The sequence below is a fragment of the Pandoraea iniqua genome, from assembly GCF_902459685.1.
In the GTDB taxonomy this organism is placed as follows: domain Bacteria; phylum Pseudomonadota; class Gammaproteobacteria; order Burkholderiales; family Burkholderiaceae; genus Pandoraea; species Pandoraea iniqua.
Genome location: NZ_CABPSF010000001.1, coordinates 1087219 through 1103030, shown reverse-complemented (window position 1 = coordinate 1103030; position 15812 = coordinate 1087219). Strand labels below are relative to the sequence as shown.

The window sequence follows — 15812 nt, the reverse complement described above, 5'->3', positions numbered from 1 at the left end:
GTCGCGCGCGGCGGCTACGGCGTACCGCCCGGCCTGCGTCGCAGCCCTATGCCCAAGGACGAACGAAGCGCCCCTCTACCCGCAGATTATTTTTTGATTATTTTTATCGTTCGCAACACGACACCCACGCGGCGTGCATGACGCGTGGAAACGGTCAGGAAAGCACAACCAACCCGCCCGGCAAACTACGGGCGCTCAGATCGAAAGTCCGCTGCAACTGCGCCACGGCGACGTCAAGCAGCGTGATATCGAAACTACCGCTGACCGGCTGCTGCGCCAGCGATGCATTCATCAGTACCACCCGCCCGCGACGATATCGGTTGATCTCCTCGATGACATCATTCAAGGGTGTCTGGCGGAAGACCAGTATGCCTTTTCGCCACGCCGACACATCTGCGACCGCGACACGCTTCACCCGCCCCACGGACGCGTCGTCATACACCGTCTGGTCACCCGCGCGTAATACGTGGCGGCCCGCCGGATGCTCGACGCTCACCGTACCGTCGACGCACGTGACGCACACGCCGCTGGTGAGCTGCCGCACTTCGAAACGCCCTGCACTCGCCTGACTGCGCCCGGCACCCGCGACCACGACAAAGGGCGTGGGGCTCGCGGCAACGTCCACCGCAGCCTCACCGGACAACAAACGAATGCCGACGGTCGCGTTACCCGTCGTTTCCCGGCGAATGCTGGTATCGGTGTTGAGCGTGACGCTGACGGTCGATGCGACCTGAATCGAGCGCTGCTCGCCGGTCGCGGTACGAAAGTCCGCGCCCCACGTCGAGGGGGCGGGCCAAAGACCTGCGGGGGGATGGAACACGGCGATGCCGGTCACGGCAGCGGCACTCACCGCCGCGCCGAGAAACGCACGGCGGCCAACGCTCGGCCCCTGCAACGCACGAGCGTGTTGCCGGGACGCTTCGGGATTACCGTGCAGCACCTCGCGCGCGGCGGGCCTGATCAACGCCCACTCCCGCTTTGCCGCGCTGAAGGCGCTCTGGTGGGCCGGGCTGGTGTGCAGCCAGCGTTTAAAAGCATCGGCATCCCACGACGTCACATCGCCTGAGCCGAGGCGGCGCAGCCACGTCCACGCCTGACGCTCAAGCTCGTCGGGCGTGGGCGGACGGCGGTCATCACGTGCGCTCATGCGATTCCCCTCACGCCCTTGCCATCCATGACGGACAGGGCTTTCGCAGGCGAACGGCGGGGTGTGGAAAGTTTCGGGTCATAGGTAAGGACGAACGCGCCCCCCACATAACCGCAGAATATTTTCATCATCGGTCTTTCCGGGCGATCAGATGATCGTGCGCCCGCTTCAGATCGGACTCGACCGTGCGCAGCGAAACGCCGAGCCGCCGGGCCACTTCCTTTTGCTCCAGCCCGTCCCAATGGACCATCAGCACGACCTGACGCCGCCGGCGGGGCATGCGGTCGATGATCTGACGCATCGCCGTCATTCGGGAGCGCGCCTCGACCACTTGCTCCGGGCCGGGGGCGGGATCGGCCATGTCCATGAGTTCCGCGACCTCGTCGAACGACAGCGAACGTCCCTGCCGCCGCTGGATGTCGACCGCGATATTGAGGGCAATGCGCAGCAGATAGCCTGCCGGACTTTGAATCTGCTCGGCATCCTCACGGCTGTGCATGCGTAGCCATGTGTCCTGCAAGGCATCGCCGGCGAGATCGCCGTTGCCGAGCAATCGCGTCATGCGGGACTTGAGCGTGGTGTAGTGCTTGGTGAGGTAGTCCACCAGCACCATCGGCGGCGTATCGTCGCTCATGAGCCGGCCCTGCCCCCTGCGGCGGGGTCGCACGGCAGGCCGAACTCGGCGTCATGCGGGAGCAGCAGCAGGGTGACCGGCTGCGGCATGTCGTTCGGGGGTGCGGCGTCCATGCGGATGTCGCGCAGCGTTTCGAGCACAGCGATGTCCCGCCGACCGTCGCCGGTCGATCCGATGAGGCGTGGCCGCTCGACGCGGCCGGTCGCATCCAGTTGAAAACGCAGGACGGCACGATAGCGCCCGGGGGCGGTCAACGGCTTCGCGCAGAGCGCCTGCCAGACACGTGTCTGCACGAGACCGGGATAACCGGTGCGATTGCCCAGCCCATTGCCGACCGGCGCAGCGACCGGGTCGCTTGCTGCCTTGAGGATGAACGCGCTGCTTTGCCCCATGTCGAATTTTTCGGCGCTCAGGCCCGTGCCTTCCAGCATCAGGTGCAGGGCGGCCTCGGGCGAATACCGGCCGCGAACGGCCGTGGAGAGTTGTCCCGTCACAATTTCGCTGCGATAGAGCGCGGGCTGACGCGCGACGGCACCATAGCGCTGCAACGCGTCGTTCAAAGGCTGGGCAGGGATATCGAAGTCGAAGTGCGGTTCGCCGGTTTGCACAGGCATCGCTGCCGTTGGGGAACTCGCCTGCGCTGCGCTCGTGACGGCCGGAAAGCCCAGACCGAACGCGCATCCTGCCAGCGCAAGCCCACTGAGCGATGCCGGGATGCCTGTCATCTTCTATCGCGCGATCGTCCGTATTCCATGAAGCCGAGTCGCCTCGACCCCATAGCAAGTACGGATCAGGCTACCGGTCGAACGTGAAATTTCCATGACAATTGATACATCACGTCGCAGTCCTGATCGTCAGATAGCCGAATTTTTGAATTCTGTCGCCGAGCGGGTCGGCCGATTCAGTTCAAACTGCGCCGGGCGTGGCGATGTTGCAGTACTGCCCTTTGAAATACAGCAACGGCTGCGTAGCGGCAGCCGTTTGCAGGTCAAGCGCTTTCACTTCACCGATCACGATCAGGTGGTCACCGGCAGCGTGCTCGGCGTAGATCTCGCAATCCAGCCAGTGGAGGCTGCCGCCGATGATCGGATTGCCCAGTGGGGATTCCTGCCAGTCGACGCCTTGCCACTTGTCGGTGCCTCGGCGGGCGAATTGATTGGAAATGGCGACTTGTTCGCCTGACAGGATATTGACTGCGAATCGACCTGCCTGCCGAATCTTGGGATAGCTGGCCGAACTCGCCATAACGCTGAACGACACCAGCGGCGGACTCATCGATACGCTATAAAACGACTGGCAGGTAAAGCCAATCGGCTCGCCATCGACGTGCGAGGTAATCACCGTGATGCCGGATGCGTAGTGCCCGAGCGCCTCACGAAAGCGCAATGGCTCGATAGCAGTGCTGGAAAGAGACATGGTGCTTACTAAATACTGGGGGATGCTCGATCAGCGCAAGCCAACCCACACGGTGCCGCCCAATCCATTTCGACCAGAGACAACGCCTTGCGGGCCTGCTTGCGCTCCGACTTCAGATCGGAAGCCGCTGACAATCAGTTCGAGAGTTCTCGTCGGACGATTTCTGCGCCGGCGCTCAGTGCGCTCAGCTTGCCTCGTGCGACGTTGCGGGACAGCGGTGCCATGCCGCAGTTGGTGCACGGATAGAGCTTGTCGGCATCGACGAACTGAAGTGCCTTTCGCAGCGTAGCGGCGACTTCCTCCGGCGTTTCGATGGTGTCGCTTGCCACGTCGATAGCCCCGACCATCACCTTCTTGCCTCGAATGAGTTCAATGAGGTCGATGGGAACATGCGAGTTGTGGCATTCCAGCGAGACGATATCGATGTTGGATTTTTGCAGCTTGGGGAAAGCCTCTTCGTACTGGCGCCACTCCGACCCCAGCGTCTTTTTCCAATCCGTATTGGCCTTGATGCCATAGCCATAGCAAATATGGACGGCAGTTTCGCACTTGAGCCCTTCGATCGCGCGCTCCAGCGTGGCAACGCCCCACTCATTCACCTCATCAAAGAACACATTGAAAGCAGGCTCGTCGAATTGAATGATATCGACACCGGCAGCTTCCAACTCCTTGGCTTCCTGATTCAGAATCTTGGCGAATTCCCAAGCCAGCTTTTCGCGGCTCTTGTAGTGATCGTCGTAAAGCGTGTCGATCATCGTCATCGGACCCGGCAGCGCCCATTTGATGGGTTGCTTGGTTTGCTGACGCAAGAACTTGGCATCCTCGACAAACACCGGCTTTTGGCGAGCCACAGCCCCAACAACCGTCGGCACGCTCGCGTCATAGCGATCACGAATTCGGACGGTCTGACGGTTCTCGAAATCGACACCGCTGAGGTGTTCAATAAACGTCGTCACAAAATGCTGACGCGTTTGCTCGCCGTCACTGACGATGTCGATGCCCGCGTGTTGTTGCTCCTGCAAAGACAAGCGCAACGCATCTCGCTTGCCTTCGACCAATTCCTCATCTTGCAACTTCCACGGCGACCAGAGTTTCTCGGGTTGTGCAAGCCAAGAGGGTTTCGGCAAGCTGCCGGCAGTCGACGTCGGTAACAGTTTTTTCATGGTGGATGATCTTGCGTTATTGATGAATCAAATAGCGTAGTTAGCGGACCACTGCTCAAGAACCGCTTGGTATGGTTTGATGAAATTCTCTTCAACAAACCGTCCCTGCTCGACAGCCAGACGGCTACGTTCTTCTCGGTCGTACACAATTCGCGTCAGCGAAAAATCTTCGTGCTTCAGACTCGGTTGATAGGATTCACCGGCCGCGGAATTCGCGTTGTAAATCTCGGGCCGGTAAATCTTCTGGAAGGTATCCATCGTGCTGATGGTGCCGATAAGCTCAAGACTGCTGTAATCAGCAAGCAAATCGCCAGAGAAGTAGAAAGCCAAAGGCGCGACGCTGCCCGGCGGCATGAAGTAGCGAACCTTCAACCCCATCTTCTTGAAGTATTCGTCGGTCAGGGAGTACTCGTCTTGGAGGTATTCAATACCCAAGACAGGATGCTGGTTGGCGGTCCGGCGATAGGTTCTGCTGCTCGACACGCTCAGGCAGATAACGGGCGGCTTGTTGAAATTGCCTTTGTAAGCACTCGAATTCACAAAGTACTTGAACAACTTCCCGTGCAGATCGCCAAAGTCCTCCGGCGCACTGAACTTCGGCTGACGCTTGTTGTGTTCCAGCAGCAGCACGCTGAAGTCGTAATCCCGCACGTAGGACGAGAAGTTGTTCCCTGCGATTCCCTCGATACGCTCGCCAGTCTTCCGATCGACGATATTCGTCTTCAGTATCTCGATCAGCGGGAGCGAAGTCCCGTTGCTTTCGCCATCGATACTCATCTCGACGGAAATGATCTCGAGATTGACGGTATAGCGATCGCCTTTAGGGTTATCCCAATGCGCCAGGGCATTGAAACGATTGTCGATCATCCTGAACGTGTTACGCAGATTCTCCCGACGGCTGCTGCCTCTGGCGAGGTTGGCGAAGTTGGTCGTGATGCGCGTATTGTCCGAAGGGTGATAGTCCTCATCGAAGCAAATGCTCTTGATGGCAAATGTGAAATCGTTACTCATTGCGTACTCATTGCGATTGATACCCTAATTTCCGAGAGATGGCCTGCGCTGGCTTCGTGCGTCTTCAGCGCTTCCCAATGGGTGCTGAACGGCGAGTTCAGGACTCCATGGCGGAGTCGTCGTCCCCATAGAACTTCACGCCAAGCTGGATACGTTCGCGCCCGCTTTCGACGCGGTGACGGTTCGTATCGCGCAGCGAATAGACGCAGCCGCAGTACTCCTGCTGATAGAAGTTCTCGCGCTTGCTGATCTCGATCATGCGAGCCGAGCCGCCGCCTTTGCGCCAGTTGTATTCCCAGTACAGGAGGTCGGGATAGTGCGACGCCGCCCGCACGCCGCAATCGTTGATCTGCTGCATGTTCTTCCAGCGCGAGATCCCCAGCGAACTGGTGATGACCGGGAAGCCATGCTCATGGGCGTAGAGCGCGGTGCGCTCGAAGCGCATGTCGAAGCACATCGTGCAGCGCACGCCGCGCTCCGGTTCGTTCTCCATGCCTTTGGCACGTTGGAACCAGTTGTCGCGGTCGTAATCGGCGTCGACGAAGGGAATGCCGAACGTTTCCGCAAAACGGATGTTCTCGTTCTTGCGAAGTTCGTATTCCTTGAGCGGATGGATATTCGGGTTGTAGAAGAAGATCGTGAAGTCGATGCCGGAGGCTTGCATCGCTTCCATCACTTCACCCGAGCAAGGCGCGCAGCACGAGTGCAAGAGCACTTTCTGGTGCCCGCCGGGTAATGCCAATGGCTTGCGTTCGATGGCGGACGCCACAAGAAACCTCTCTGAAATACGCCCGCGTTCGCTGGACTAGGAGGCTCGAATTATGGTGTCCGACCGGGGATCATGAAAATGGATAAGTTCTCATGTTCTTATGAGCTTCACTCATGGAGGCCGCTGCCGCGCGGTATCAGGTCACAGCATCAGGTCACAGCATCAGGTCACGACAGGATGCTTCGCTTGCTCGATGAAGGCACGCAGGTAGTCGATCTCCATATCCGCCTCGCGCGCGCCCAGATAGATGTGTTTGGCGATGCCGTTCTTGCCCAGCCGGACGGGCACTACATCCATCGTGTCCGCGTATTCCAGCACCAGCCAGCGTGGCAGCGCAGCCACGCCACGGCCGCTGGCGACCATCTGAAGCATGATGTCGGTGGTCTCGATCGGCTTATGCCGCTTGGGCGTGATGCCGGCGGGCGTGAGGAACATGCTGTAGATATCCAGACGATCGACCGGCACCGGGTAGGTCACCAGTACCTCGTTGGTCAACTGCTTGGGCTTGATGTATTCCTCGTTGGCGAGCTTGTGGTTGCCCGCAACGACCAGTACTTGCTCGTAGTCGAACACCGGCTCGAAGACGAGGCCGGGTTTGTCCAGCGGATCGGGGGTGACCAACAAGTCGATCTCGTAACCGAACAGAGCGCCGATACCACCGAACTGGAATTTTTGTTTGACGTCGACATCCACATCCGGCCACGCGGCCAAATAGGGCGACACGACTTTTAACAGCCACTGGTAGCACGGGTGACATTCCATGCCGATGCGCAGGGCGCCTCGCTCACCTTGCGCGAACTGCCGCAAGCGCTCCTCGGCCAGACTCAACTGCGGCAGCACCCGGTTGGCCACCGCCAGCAGATATTGGCCGGCCTGCGTCAAGCGCAGGCCACGGCCTTCGCGCAGCCAGATGTCGGTGCCCAACTGCTGCTCCAACTTTTTCATGCTGTGGCTCAACGCCGACTGCGTCACGTGCAGCACGCCCGCAGCAGCGGTCAACGACCCCTGCTTCTCCACCTCTTGCACGATGGACAAATGAATACGATCAAGCATGATGAATGAGCAAATTTCATATTTTATTGAGATTGCAACATTCTAATTCATCATTGACGGGCTCGTGATCTGCCGATTAGCGGCTTCGGGGGAGCTCCGCCGCCACCCCCAACACCAACTCACGATAAATATCGCGCGCCCCTTCCAGTTGATCGAGTGCGATGGACTCGTCGATCGTGTGAGCATCCTCCTCGTTACCGGGGCCCAGCCCAATGGTCGGAATGCCGCGCCGTCCGGCCGATTCCGAGCCATTGGTGCAAAAACGCCACGTGCCCAGACTCGGCGTGCGCCCTGCTGCCTGCACTGCCTGCGCGGCACTCGATACGAGCGCATGATCGTCGGCGATCTGCCATGCCGGCAGCCACCGGAACGGCCGCGCACAACAACCGGTGAACGTGCGCACCTTGTCGCCCGTCACCGCGAGCGTGAACCGATCCAGTCCTGCCGCGCGCAGCCTTGCCTCGATTGCCGACAAAACATCTTGCGACGTCTCCCCCGGCAGCGTGCGACGATCAAAGCGGATCGTCGTCGCGGTCGGAATCATCGAGATCGACGGGTACGGTGTCGACACGATATCGGTCGGCACCAGCAATGCATCGCCCAGCGAAGCGTGCGTCGGCAAATCAAGGTCTTGCAACACGATCAATGCCTGCGCCGCCGCATGCAGCGGATTGACACCACACTCGGGCGACGCCGCATGCGCAGGCGTGCCCTCGAACGTCAGCAGAATCTCCATCCGCCCCTTCTGCCCAGACTTGATCTGAAGCTTCGACGGCTCGCAAATGACCACGGCCGCCGGTGAGCAGAGATCGAGCACGGAGGCCAGGGCAAACCCCTCCACCACCTCCTCCATCACGCTCGCAGACACTGCCACGCGCCGCGTCAGGCGTCCGGTGCGCGCCGCTTCCGCCACACCGCACAGCGCGGCGGCAATGCCGCCTTTCATGTCGGTACTCCCGCGACCATACAGCCGGCCGTCCCGGATCTCACCGCCGAACGGCTCAGTGGTCCACTCGCCGACCACGGGCACGACGTCCATGTGACCGTCGAAGAGCAACGCGAGGTCGGCGTCTTCGGGGCCGACGATGCCCAGCACCGAGCCGTTATCGTCACGACGCACGTCGGTAAAACCGAGCTCACGCATACGGCGCTCCACCAGCGCCGCCATGTTGCCTTCGTCTCCCGAGAGACTGGGCGTGCGCACCATTTCCTGTGTCAAAGCAATGACGTCGATCGTCATGAGTCCGGGTCCGAAATAAGAGGGGGTGACAGAAGAATCAACGATTGACCAGCTTCGCCGGCACGCGCAATACGAGGATGGCACCGATAAACGCAAAGCTCGCGAGGAAGTACATGCCCCAGTCGGTCGAGCCCGTGCTGTCTTTGATCCAGCCGATTGCATACGGGCTCACGAACGCGGCCAAGCCGGCGAACGCATTGATGCCCGCGATGCCCGCGGCAGCACTCCGGCCTTCCAGAAACGCCGTGGGCAAGCTCCAGAACAACGGCGAGCAGACCATGCAACCGGCCGCAGCGACTGACAGCATCGCAACCGCCACCGTCGGGTTGTGACCGAACAGCGTCGAGAGAATCAGCCCGATGCCGCCCACGATGAACGGAATCACCATGTGCCAGCGGCGCTCGCGCGTCTTGTCGGAATGACGGCACACCAGAATCATCGACACCACCGCGCAAGCATTCGGTATCGCGGTCAGCAAGCCAATCTCCAGCAACGACGTCACACCGGTCGACTTGATGACCGACGGCACCCAGAAGGCGAGACCCGACAGACTCGACACCGTGCAATAGCAGATCAGCGCCATATGCAGCACACGACGGTCTTGCAGCAGCTTCCACAACGAAACGTGCTCGACCTTCTCGCGCGTCTCGGCGGCCACGTTATGCGCGAGACGCGCCTTCTCCGCATCGCTCAACCAGCGCGCGTCGACAATGCGGTCGTCCAGATAGGCGAGCACAGCAACGCCGAGAATCAACGAGGGCACCGCCTCGATGATGAACATCCACTGCCAGCCGGCCATGCCGTGTCCCATGTGGAACGTCTGCATGATCCAGCCCGACAACGGCCCACCGAGAATGCCGGCGAACGGTACGGCCGTCATGAAGATCGCCACGATCTGACCGCGCCGCGTCGACGGAAACCAGTACGTCAGGTACAGGATGATGCCGGGATAGAAACCCGCCTCGGCGGCACCCAGCAAGAAGCGCAGCACGTAGAACTGCGTGGGCGTCTGTGCAAACGCCATCGCGGCCGAAATGAATCCCCACAGCACCATGATGCGCGCCAGCGTTTTTCTCGCACCGATGCGATGCATCAACACGTTGCTGGGGACTTCGAACAGGAAGTAGCCGATGAAGAAAATGCCCGCGCCGAGGCCGTACACCGTTTCGGAAAAACCGAGGTCGTCGAGCATCTGAAGCTTGGCAAAGCCGACGTTCACACGATCAAGAAACGCGGCCACATAGCAGAGCATCAGAAACGGCACGAGGCGCCACGCCACGCGTCGGTACAGCGCATTATCAGAGGCGTGGCTCATGGCACGAGGGTCGGCATGGCTCGCGGAAATACCCGCGAGATTGGCAGGGGGAGGTGCGTTTTTCATCATAGGCTCCAGCGCGAAAAATAACGTGACGTACTGTTGGCCAGGCGTGATGTGCACGAAGACTTCGGCATAAGCTTCGGGCAACACGTTCCTCTGCGGGCCTGTCGGCCTGCATGCCTGATACGGGGGTTGAACATTCGGAAGAGGCCACGCGTTGCCTGACGCGCGCCTCGGGTAAGACGGTGCTACAACGGGCGCATTACTCTTGCGGTGCAACCGCGCCGCGACGTTCGACGATCATGCGATAGGCCTCCGGACGACGGTGTTTGGCGAAGTTGAAAGTGGTGTTCTTGTACGAGTTGCAGAGGTCCAGATCGCAGCGCGCGATGGCGAGTTCGTCGCCCTTGGTCGAGCACGCCGCCACCACTTCGCCCGACGGCGCAATGATGCAGGTGCCGCCGATCATCTCGCAGCCCTCTTCGTTGCCCGCCTTGGCGACACCGACCACCCACGTGCCGTTCTGGTACGCGCCGGCCTGCATCACGAGCTGGTTATGGAACATCGAAAGATCGTCATGCTCGGGCGCGGGCGGGTTGTGCACCGGCGTGTTGTAGCCGAGCAGAATCATCTCGACGCCTTGCAGGCCCATCACGCGATAAGTCTCCGACCAGCGACGGTCATTGCACAGCGCCATGCCCATGACACCGCCGAAACCGCGCCATACGTCGAACGTCTCGCCCGGCTCGAAGTAGTACTTCTCCAGATGCTGGAACGCGCGCCACGGCTCGTGTTCGGCATGGCCCGGCAGGTGGACCTTGCGGTACTTGCCGATGATGTTGCCGTCGGCCCCGACGAGAATCGACGTGTTGAAACGATGCGGGCGGCCGGCGTCGTCGAGCGCGATCTCGGCGTAACCCAGATAGAAGCCGATACCGAGACGCTTGGCGGTATCGAACAGCGCCTGCGTCTGCGGACCGGGCATCTCGCGCTCGTAGAAGGCGTCGATCTCGACCGGGTCTTCCATATACCAGCGCGGGAAAAACGTGGTGAGCGCCAGCTCCGGGAATACGACAAGATTGCAACCCATCGCATGGGCGTTGTGCAGATGAGCGAGCAGACGCTCCATCACGTCGGCACGGGAGTCGGCGCGCTGGATCGGACCCAGCTGCGCGGCGGCGACGTTGACGATACGGGACATTACGTTATCTCCTTGATGAATCCTCGAACACCCGCGAGCACCGTGGCCCGGGGCATCTTCCATGTCATGCGCGGCATATCGCCAGGTATATCGCGCGCTACTTCAATCTGAATCGCAATCCGAACCCCGGTCACGCGGCCAACTCGCACATCAACGCGAGCAGCATGTTGGCCCCGGCATCGATGTCGGTGTCGTGGGTAAATTCGGCCACGTTGTGCGATAGCCCCTTTACGCTCGGCACAAAAATCATGCCGGCAGGACACACCCGCGCGAGCATCTGCGCGTCGTGCCCGGCACCGCTGGGCAGTCGACGCACGGAATGACCACGCGCCTTGGCGAGCGATTCGACCCGCGCAACGATGCGCTCGTCGAATTGCACCGGCGCGAAGTCGGCCAGCGAACGGCGCGTGAGGCGAACGCCCTCTGCGTCAGCCAGCGCATCCGCCTTCTCGAACACACTGCGCACAGCATCTTCCAGCGCATTGGCGTCGGTGTTGCGCAGGTCGAGCGTGAAGACCGCCCGGTTTGGAATCACGTTGACGAGGTTCGGCGAGAGCGTGACGTGGCCCACCGTGGCGAGTTGTCCGCCACCGATCTCGCGTGCGACCTCACGCGCAAAACGCGCAATCTCGAACGCGACGTAACCGGCGTCGTGACGCATGCGCATCGGTGTCGTGCCCGCGTGATTCGAGACACCCTCCACCGTGAACTCGGTCCAGTGAATGCCTTGCACGCCGGTCACAGCACCAATGGTGATGCCTTCGTGTTCCAGCACCGGACCTTGTTCGACATGAAGCTCGACGAAGGCGTGTACGTCCGGTTGTCCGACAGGTTGCGTGCCGTCGTAACCGATGCGCGTCAGGTTCTCGCGCACGGACGTGCCGTCGATACCCACGGTATCGAGTGCGTCATCCAGCGCCATGCCACCGGCGTAGACGAGGCTGCCCATCATGTCGGGCGAGAAGCGCGCGCCCTCTTCGTTCGTGAAGAACGCCACCGCCAGCGGGCGCCGCGTGACAACCCCGGCGTCATTGAGCGCGGCGACGACTTCCAGTCCGGCAAGCACGCCGAGGTTGCCGTCATAGCGACCGCCGGTGCGCACCGTATCGATGTGCGAGCCAGTCATGACCGGTGGGCCATCCTCCAGACCGGCCCGCACGCCGACCACATTCCCGATGGCGTCGACCGTCACCGTCAGACCTAACTCCCGCATCCAGCCAGCAACGAGGTTGCGGCCTTCTCCGTCAGCGTCGGTCAGCGCAAGACGGCAACATCCGCCGCCTTCGATCGTGCCGACCTCCGCCAGTGCGGCGATGCGCGAGAGCAAGCGCGGCAGAGAGATGCGCAGACCGGTGTGCAGGTTGTCGATCACGTCTGTGGGCGTTGCTGTGAATAACGTGCTCATGGTGGTGTCCAGCGTCACGCGGCTTGCTGCGCGATGCCGGCGGCCACGGCTTCGGCGGGCTTGCCGACGATTTTCTCGAACAGCACCGGATCGGTCGCCCCTTCGCTACCGAACACCAGCACACGGCTCGTCGCGTCGAGCCCCAAGGCGGCACGCGTCTCGGCGTCTGCGGCAGCACCAAGACAGCCGGCGAGACCAGCCACTGCCGATTCACCGGCGACCATCGGCGCATCGCCGAAGCGGCCGTCCGCGAGAATGCGCATCGTCTCGAGCGCGGACTCGTCGTCGATGGTGAGGAATGCTTGTGCTCCCGGCGCGAGGATCTCCCATGCCAGCAGCGACACCTCCCCGCACGCAAGACCGGCCATCACGGTATCGAGATCGCCGTGAACCGCCACTGGCTTGCCCGCACGCGCGCTCTCGAACAGGCATGCCGCCTTGTCCGGCTCGACCACGACGAAACGCGGACGCGCTTCACCGGTGAGTTCGAGCGTCTCCCAGAAATGGGCCAGCACCGCTGCCGCGAGTCCACCGACACCGCCTTGCAGAAACACGTGCGTGGGCAGTTGGCCGGTCGCATCGCGAAACTGACGCAGCGCTTCGTCGGCCATGACGGCGTAGCCTTGCATCACGTCCTTCGGGACATCCATGTAACCGGGGTACGACGTATCCGAAACCACAAAACGGCCGAGACGCGCGGCATCTTCCGCGGCCTGACGTACGGCATCGTCATAGTTGCCGGCGGTGCGCACCACTTGCGCGCCGTAGTGCGCAATCGCGTCGACGCGCCCCTGACTCACCGTGGCGTGCACGTAGATGACGCATTCGCAACCGAAGCGCTGGGCGCCCCATGCCACCGACCGGCCGTGGTTCCCGTCCGTCGCGCAGGTCACGCACAACGTGCGCGTCAGCTCGGCGAAACGCCCTGACAAGAGGTCTGCCACCGTGACACCCTTCTCGCCCGTGCGCGCTTCGATCTCGCGAATCAGCAGCCGGCTCACGGCATAAGCGCCGCCCAGTGCCTTGAAGCTGCCCAGACCGAAACGCCCGGCCTCGTCCTTGTAGCGAATCTGCGCTACGCCAGCCGCACGTGCCAGACCGCCCAACGACACCAGCGGCGTGGCGGCATAGCCGGGCCAGCGCGTGATTTCGCGCGATGCCGTGGCGAACGCGTCACCGCCGAGAATCTCGCGGCGGGCATCGCCATAAGGTGCACCGGGCTGTTCCGCCGGGTTCACGAAGCGCTGCAAGCGCAGATTAGGAAGGGGGGCCGTCATACGTGTCTCCTTAGTCTTTGGATAGATGCTTGAGATCGCCGGATCGGTAAGGATCAAGCGCTCACCGCACGCCGGTCAGCGATGCAAATCGCCGTAGTCGTCGTGCAGGCGTTCGATGCGGGCAAGCCGCTCACGCGCGGCGTCGCCCAGTGCAATGCCGAGGCGAGTGCACAGGTGATTGATCAGGCTCATGGCGGCGATGTACGAGTCGAACATGCCGGCAGTGCGGTTCACGCATCGCAGCACGACGTCGCTGCGCGCGGGCAGTTCGGTCGCCGTCGGGTCGGTCAGGATCACCACCCGTGCGCCGACGCGGTTGGCATGCTCGACCATCGGGCGCAACAACGTCACGCGGCGACGGAAATCCATCACGATCAGCACGTCGTCGGCACTCAGATCGGCGAGGTCTTCCGCCAGATTCAGGCCTGCGCCCGGCACCAGCAGAACGCCGTCGCGCACCTGCGTCAGCAGGGCCCACATGTACTGCGCCAGCACCCGCCCGTTGCGGAAGCCGGCAATCGCAACACGACGGGCGCCCGCAGCAATCTCGACCGCGCGGTCGATATCGGCCGCGTCGATGCGCTCGAAGGTGTGCGCAAGGTTTTGCAGGTCGGCGGCGAGATGGCTGCCCAGCGCCCCCTCGGGCGCGTTGGTCGAGGGCGCCGGTGCCGCAATGCCCGCCAGCGCGTAGAGCGGCGAACCGTGATCGGCGTCGTCGCGCATGCGGGTGCGCAGGTCATTGAACGTTTCGTAGCCGAGCCGCCGGAAAAACCGGGCCGCCGACGCCTTCGAGACCTGCGCCATGTCCGCCAACTCGGTTGCGGAATAGGCCGCGAGCTGGGACAGATGCGCCAGCGTTACGTCGGCCAAGCGCTTCTCGCTCGGCGTGAAATCGTCTTGCAGTTGCAGGATGCGGTCTTGCAGCGTGCCGTTCATGGTGATGTCCAGTCGCCCGTCCGTTACCGGTGGGCGGAGGTTTAAGGGTTCCGGGAAGTTGCCACAACGCGCCGTTTGCGTCGCGTGTTTCAGTGTCATTGTCTTTTTGGAACCGTTGTTTCAGTAAACTATGTATACGAAAATAAAGTGTCAAACGAAAAAAATAGATTTTTAGGGACACCCTGCGCGAGGGTGTCGCAATCGCGCGATCCGGGACGAGTAGAATCCGCCTGTCGCAGCGCATGGCCGGCAATGGTCCCGGCCGCAGGCGACGCTTAACTGGCACGGGCATGGACATGAACATCAAGACAGCAATCGCGCTGGCGCTGACAGTGGCCGCGAGTTGGGCACACGCCGAGAAGATCGGCGACGTGAGCACGGCGTTCAAGTGGGTGGGGCCGGATCACAAGATCGTGGTCGATGCGTACGACGACCCGAGGGTGCGCGGCGTCACGTGTTATGTGTCGCGGGCGAAGACGGGCGGGGTGAAGGGGATGGTCGGGCTGGCGGAAGACAAGGCTGAGGCCTCGATCGCGTGCCGGCCGGTCGGGCCGATCACCTTTACCGGGCCGTTGCCGAAGGAAGAGGAAGTTTTCTCGGAAAGCCTCTCGCCGCTGTTCAAGAAACTGCGGATCGTGCGCATGGTCGACAAGGCGCGCAACACGCTCGTCTATCTGACCTACTCCGACAAACTGATCGACGGTTCGCCGCAAAACGCCGTCACGGCCGTGCCGGTGGATCGCGCGATGGTCATTCCGACAAAATGACCCAGCCTTCGACCCTGACCTTCACCGCCACCACGCCCGCCGACGCCGACCTTCTGGTCGACATGCGGATTGCCGCGATGCGTGAAAGCCTTGAGCGCATCGGACGCTTCGATCCTCAGCGCGCCAGAGACCGCTTTCTCGCCTCATTCGACCCGGCGCTGTGCAAGTTCATCGAGATCGACGGCGTCCGGGTGGGCTTCGTGCTCGTGCGTCCAGAGGCAGACCACTGGCGCCTGAATCACCTTTACGTGCTGCCTGAACATCAGGGCAAGGGCATCGGAGCACTCGTTCTGCAAGACCTGTTCAATCGTGCCGACGCCCAGCGCATGCCGGTTCGCGTGGGGGCGCTGCGCGGCAGTGATTCCAACCGCTTTTACCAGCGGCATGGCTTCATGAAGACAGAAGAATCCGAGTGGGACATCGATTACGTGCGTCCAGCGTAGTCTGGCATAGTCGGGCAAATGACCACGACACG

General features: G+C 61.8%; 16 protein-coding genes. 2 read left to right on the top strand and 14 right to left on the bottom strand.

From position 1 onward, the window contains the following. Positions 1-154 precede the first annotated feature (154 nt). The 14 genes from PIN31009_RS04900 to PIN31009_RS04835 all read right to left on the bottom strand — a co-directional run bounded on the left by PIN31009_RS04900 (position 155) and on the right by PIN31009_RS04835 (position 14570). Entirely contained in the window at positions 155-1147 is a 993-nt protein-coding gene (locus PIN31009_RS04900; RefSeq protein WP_150789494.1) for a FecR family protein, read from the bottom strand. A gap of 127 nt (positions 1148-1274) precedes the next feature. Further along, positions 1275-1781 (bottom strand): RNA polymerase sigma factor, encoded by a 507-nt coding sequence (locus PIN31009_RS04895; RefSeq protein ID WP_087689401.1) that lies wholly within the window; start codon positions 1779-1781, stop codon positions 1275-1277. Beyond that, positions 1778-2506: a TonB family protein gene (locus PIN31009_RS04890; protein WP_150789493.1), complete on the bottom strand. Its 729-nt coding sequence runs from the start codon at positions 2504-2506 to the stop codon at positions 1778-1780. The genes PIN31009_RS04895 and PIN31009_RS04890 overlap by 4 nt, the downstream gene beginning before the upstream one ends. A gap of 181 nt (positions 2507-2687) precedes the next feature. Further along, entirely contained in the window at positions 2688-3197 is a 510-nt protein-coding gene (locus tag PIN31009_RS04885) for a flavin reductase family protein (protein ID WP_150789492.1), read from the bottom strand. Positions 3198-3331: 134 nt separating this feature from the next. Continuing rightward, a complete protein-coding gene (locus PIN31009_RS04880; RefSeq protein ID WP_058377389.1) occupies positions 3332-4360 on the bottom strand; it encodes a methionine synthase in 1029 nt (342 codons plus the stop codon). 27 nt (positions 4361-4387) lie between these two features. Further along, entirely contained in the window at positions 4388-5371 is a 984-nt protein-coding gene (locus tag PIN31009_RS04875; protein WP_150789491.1) for a DUF1852 domain-containing protein, read from the bottom strand. 97 nt (positions 5372-5468) lie between these two features. Further along, on the bottom strand, positions 5469-6140 hold the full coding sequence (locus tag PIN31009_RS04870; protein WP_150789490.1) for an epoxyqueuosine reductase QueH: 672 nt from the start codon (positions 6138-6140) through the stop codon (positions 5469-5471). 162 nt (positions 6141-6302) lie between these two features. Then, the gene (locus PIN31009_RS04865) at positions 6303-7193 is read right to left on the bottom strand and encodes a LysR family transcriptional regulator (protein ID WP_087723674.1); all 891 of its coding nucleotides are present in this window, start codon (positions 7191-7193) and stop codon (positions 6303-6305) included. A gap of 76 nt (positions 7194-7269) precedes the next feature. After that, positions 7270-8433 carry a YgeY family selenium metabolism-linked hydrolase gene (locus PIN31009_RS04860; protein WP_150789489.1) on the bottom strand — a complete coding sequence of 388 codons (1164 nt, stop codon included), beginning with the start codon at positions 8431-8433 and terminating at the stop codon, positions 7270-7272. Between the two features lie 37 nt (positions 8434-8470). Next, positions 8471-9814, bottom strand: coding sequence for an MFS transporter (locus PIN31009_RS04855; protein ID WP_174996947.1), 1344 nt, complete (start codon positions 9812-9814; stop codon positions 8471-8473). 199 nt (positions 9815-10013) lie between these two features. Continuing rightward, positions 10014-10952, bottom strand: a complete 939-nt coding sequence (locus tag PIN31009_RS04850) for an N-carbamoyl-D-amino-acid hydrolase (protein ID WP_150789487.1) — start codon at positions 10950-10952, stop codon at positions 10014-10016. A 130-nt stretch (positions 10953-11082) separates the two neighbouring features. Continuing rightward, the gene (locus PIN31009_RS04845) at positions 11083-12357 is read right to left on the bottom strand and encodes a M20 family metallo-hydrolase (RefSeq protein WP_150789486.1); all 1275 of its coding nucleotides are present in this window, start codon (positions 12355-12357) and stop codon (positions 11083-11085) included. Positions 12358-12371: 14 nt separating this feature from the next. Beyond that, positions 12372-13634, bottom strand: coding sequence for a diaminopropionate ammonia-lyase (locus PIN31009_RS04840; RefSeq protein WP_150789485.1), 1263 nt, complete (start codon positions 13632-13634; stop codon positions 12372-12374). 75 nt (positions 13635-13709) lie between these two features. After that, the gene (locus tag PIN31009_RS04835; protein WP_150683229.1) at positions 13710-14570 is read right to left on the bottom strand and encodes a MurR/RpiR family transcriptional regulator; all 861 of its coding nucleotides are present in this window, start codon (positions 14568-14570) and stop codon (positions 13710-13712) included. Between the two features lie 296 nt (positions 14571-14866). On the opposite strand from PIN31009_RS04835, the gene PIN31009_RS04830 reads away from it, so the two are divergent. Beyond that, positions 14867-15337 carry a CreA family protein gene (locus tag PIN31009_RS04830; protein WP_174996945.1) on the top strand — a complete coding sequence of 157 codons (471 nt, stop codon included), beginning with the start codon at positions 14867-14869 and terminating at the stop codon, positions 15335-15337. Next, a complete protein-coding gene (locus PIN31009_RS04825) occupies positions 15334-15780 on the top strand; it encodes a GNAT family N-acetyltransferase (RefSeq protein WP_150789483.1) in 447 nt (148 codons plus the stop codon). Before PIN31009_RS04830 ends, PIN31009_RS04825 begins: the two co-directional genes overlap by 4 nt. Positions 15781-15812: the final 32 nt, after the last annotated feature.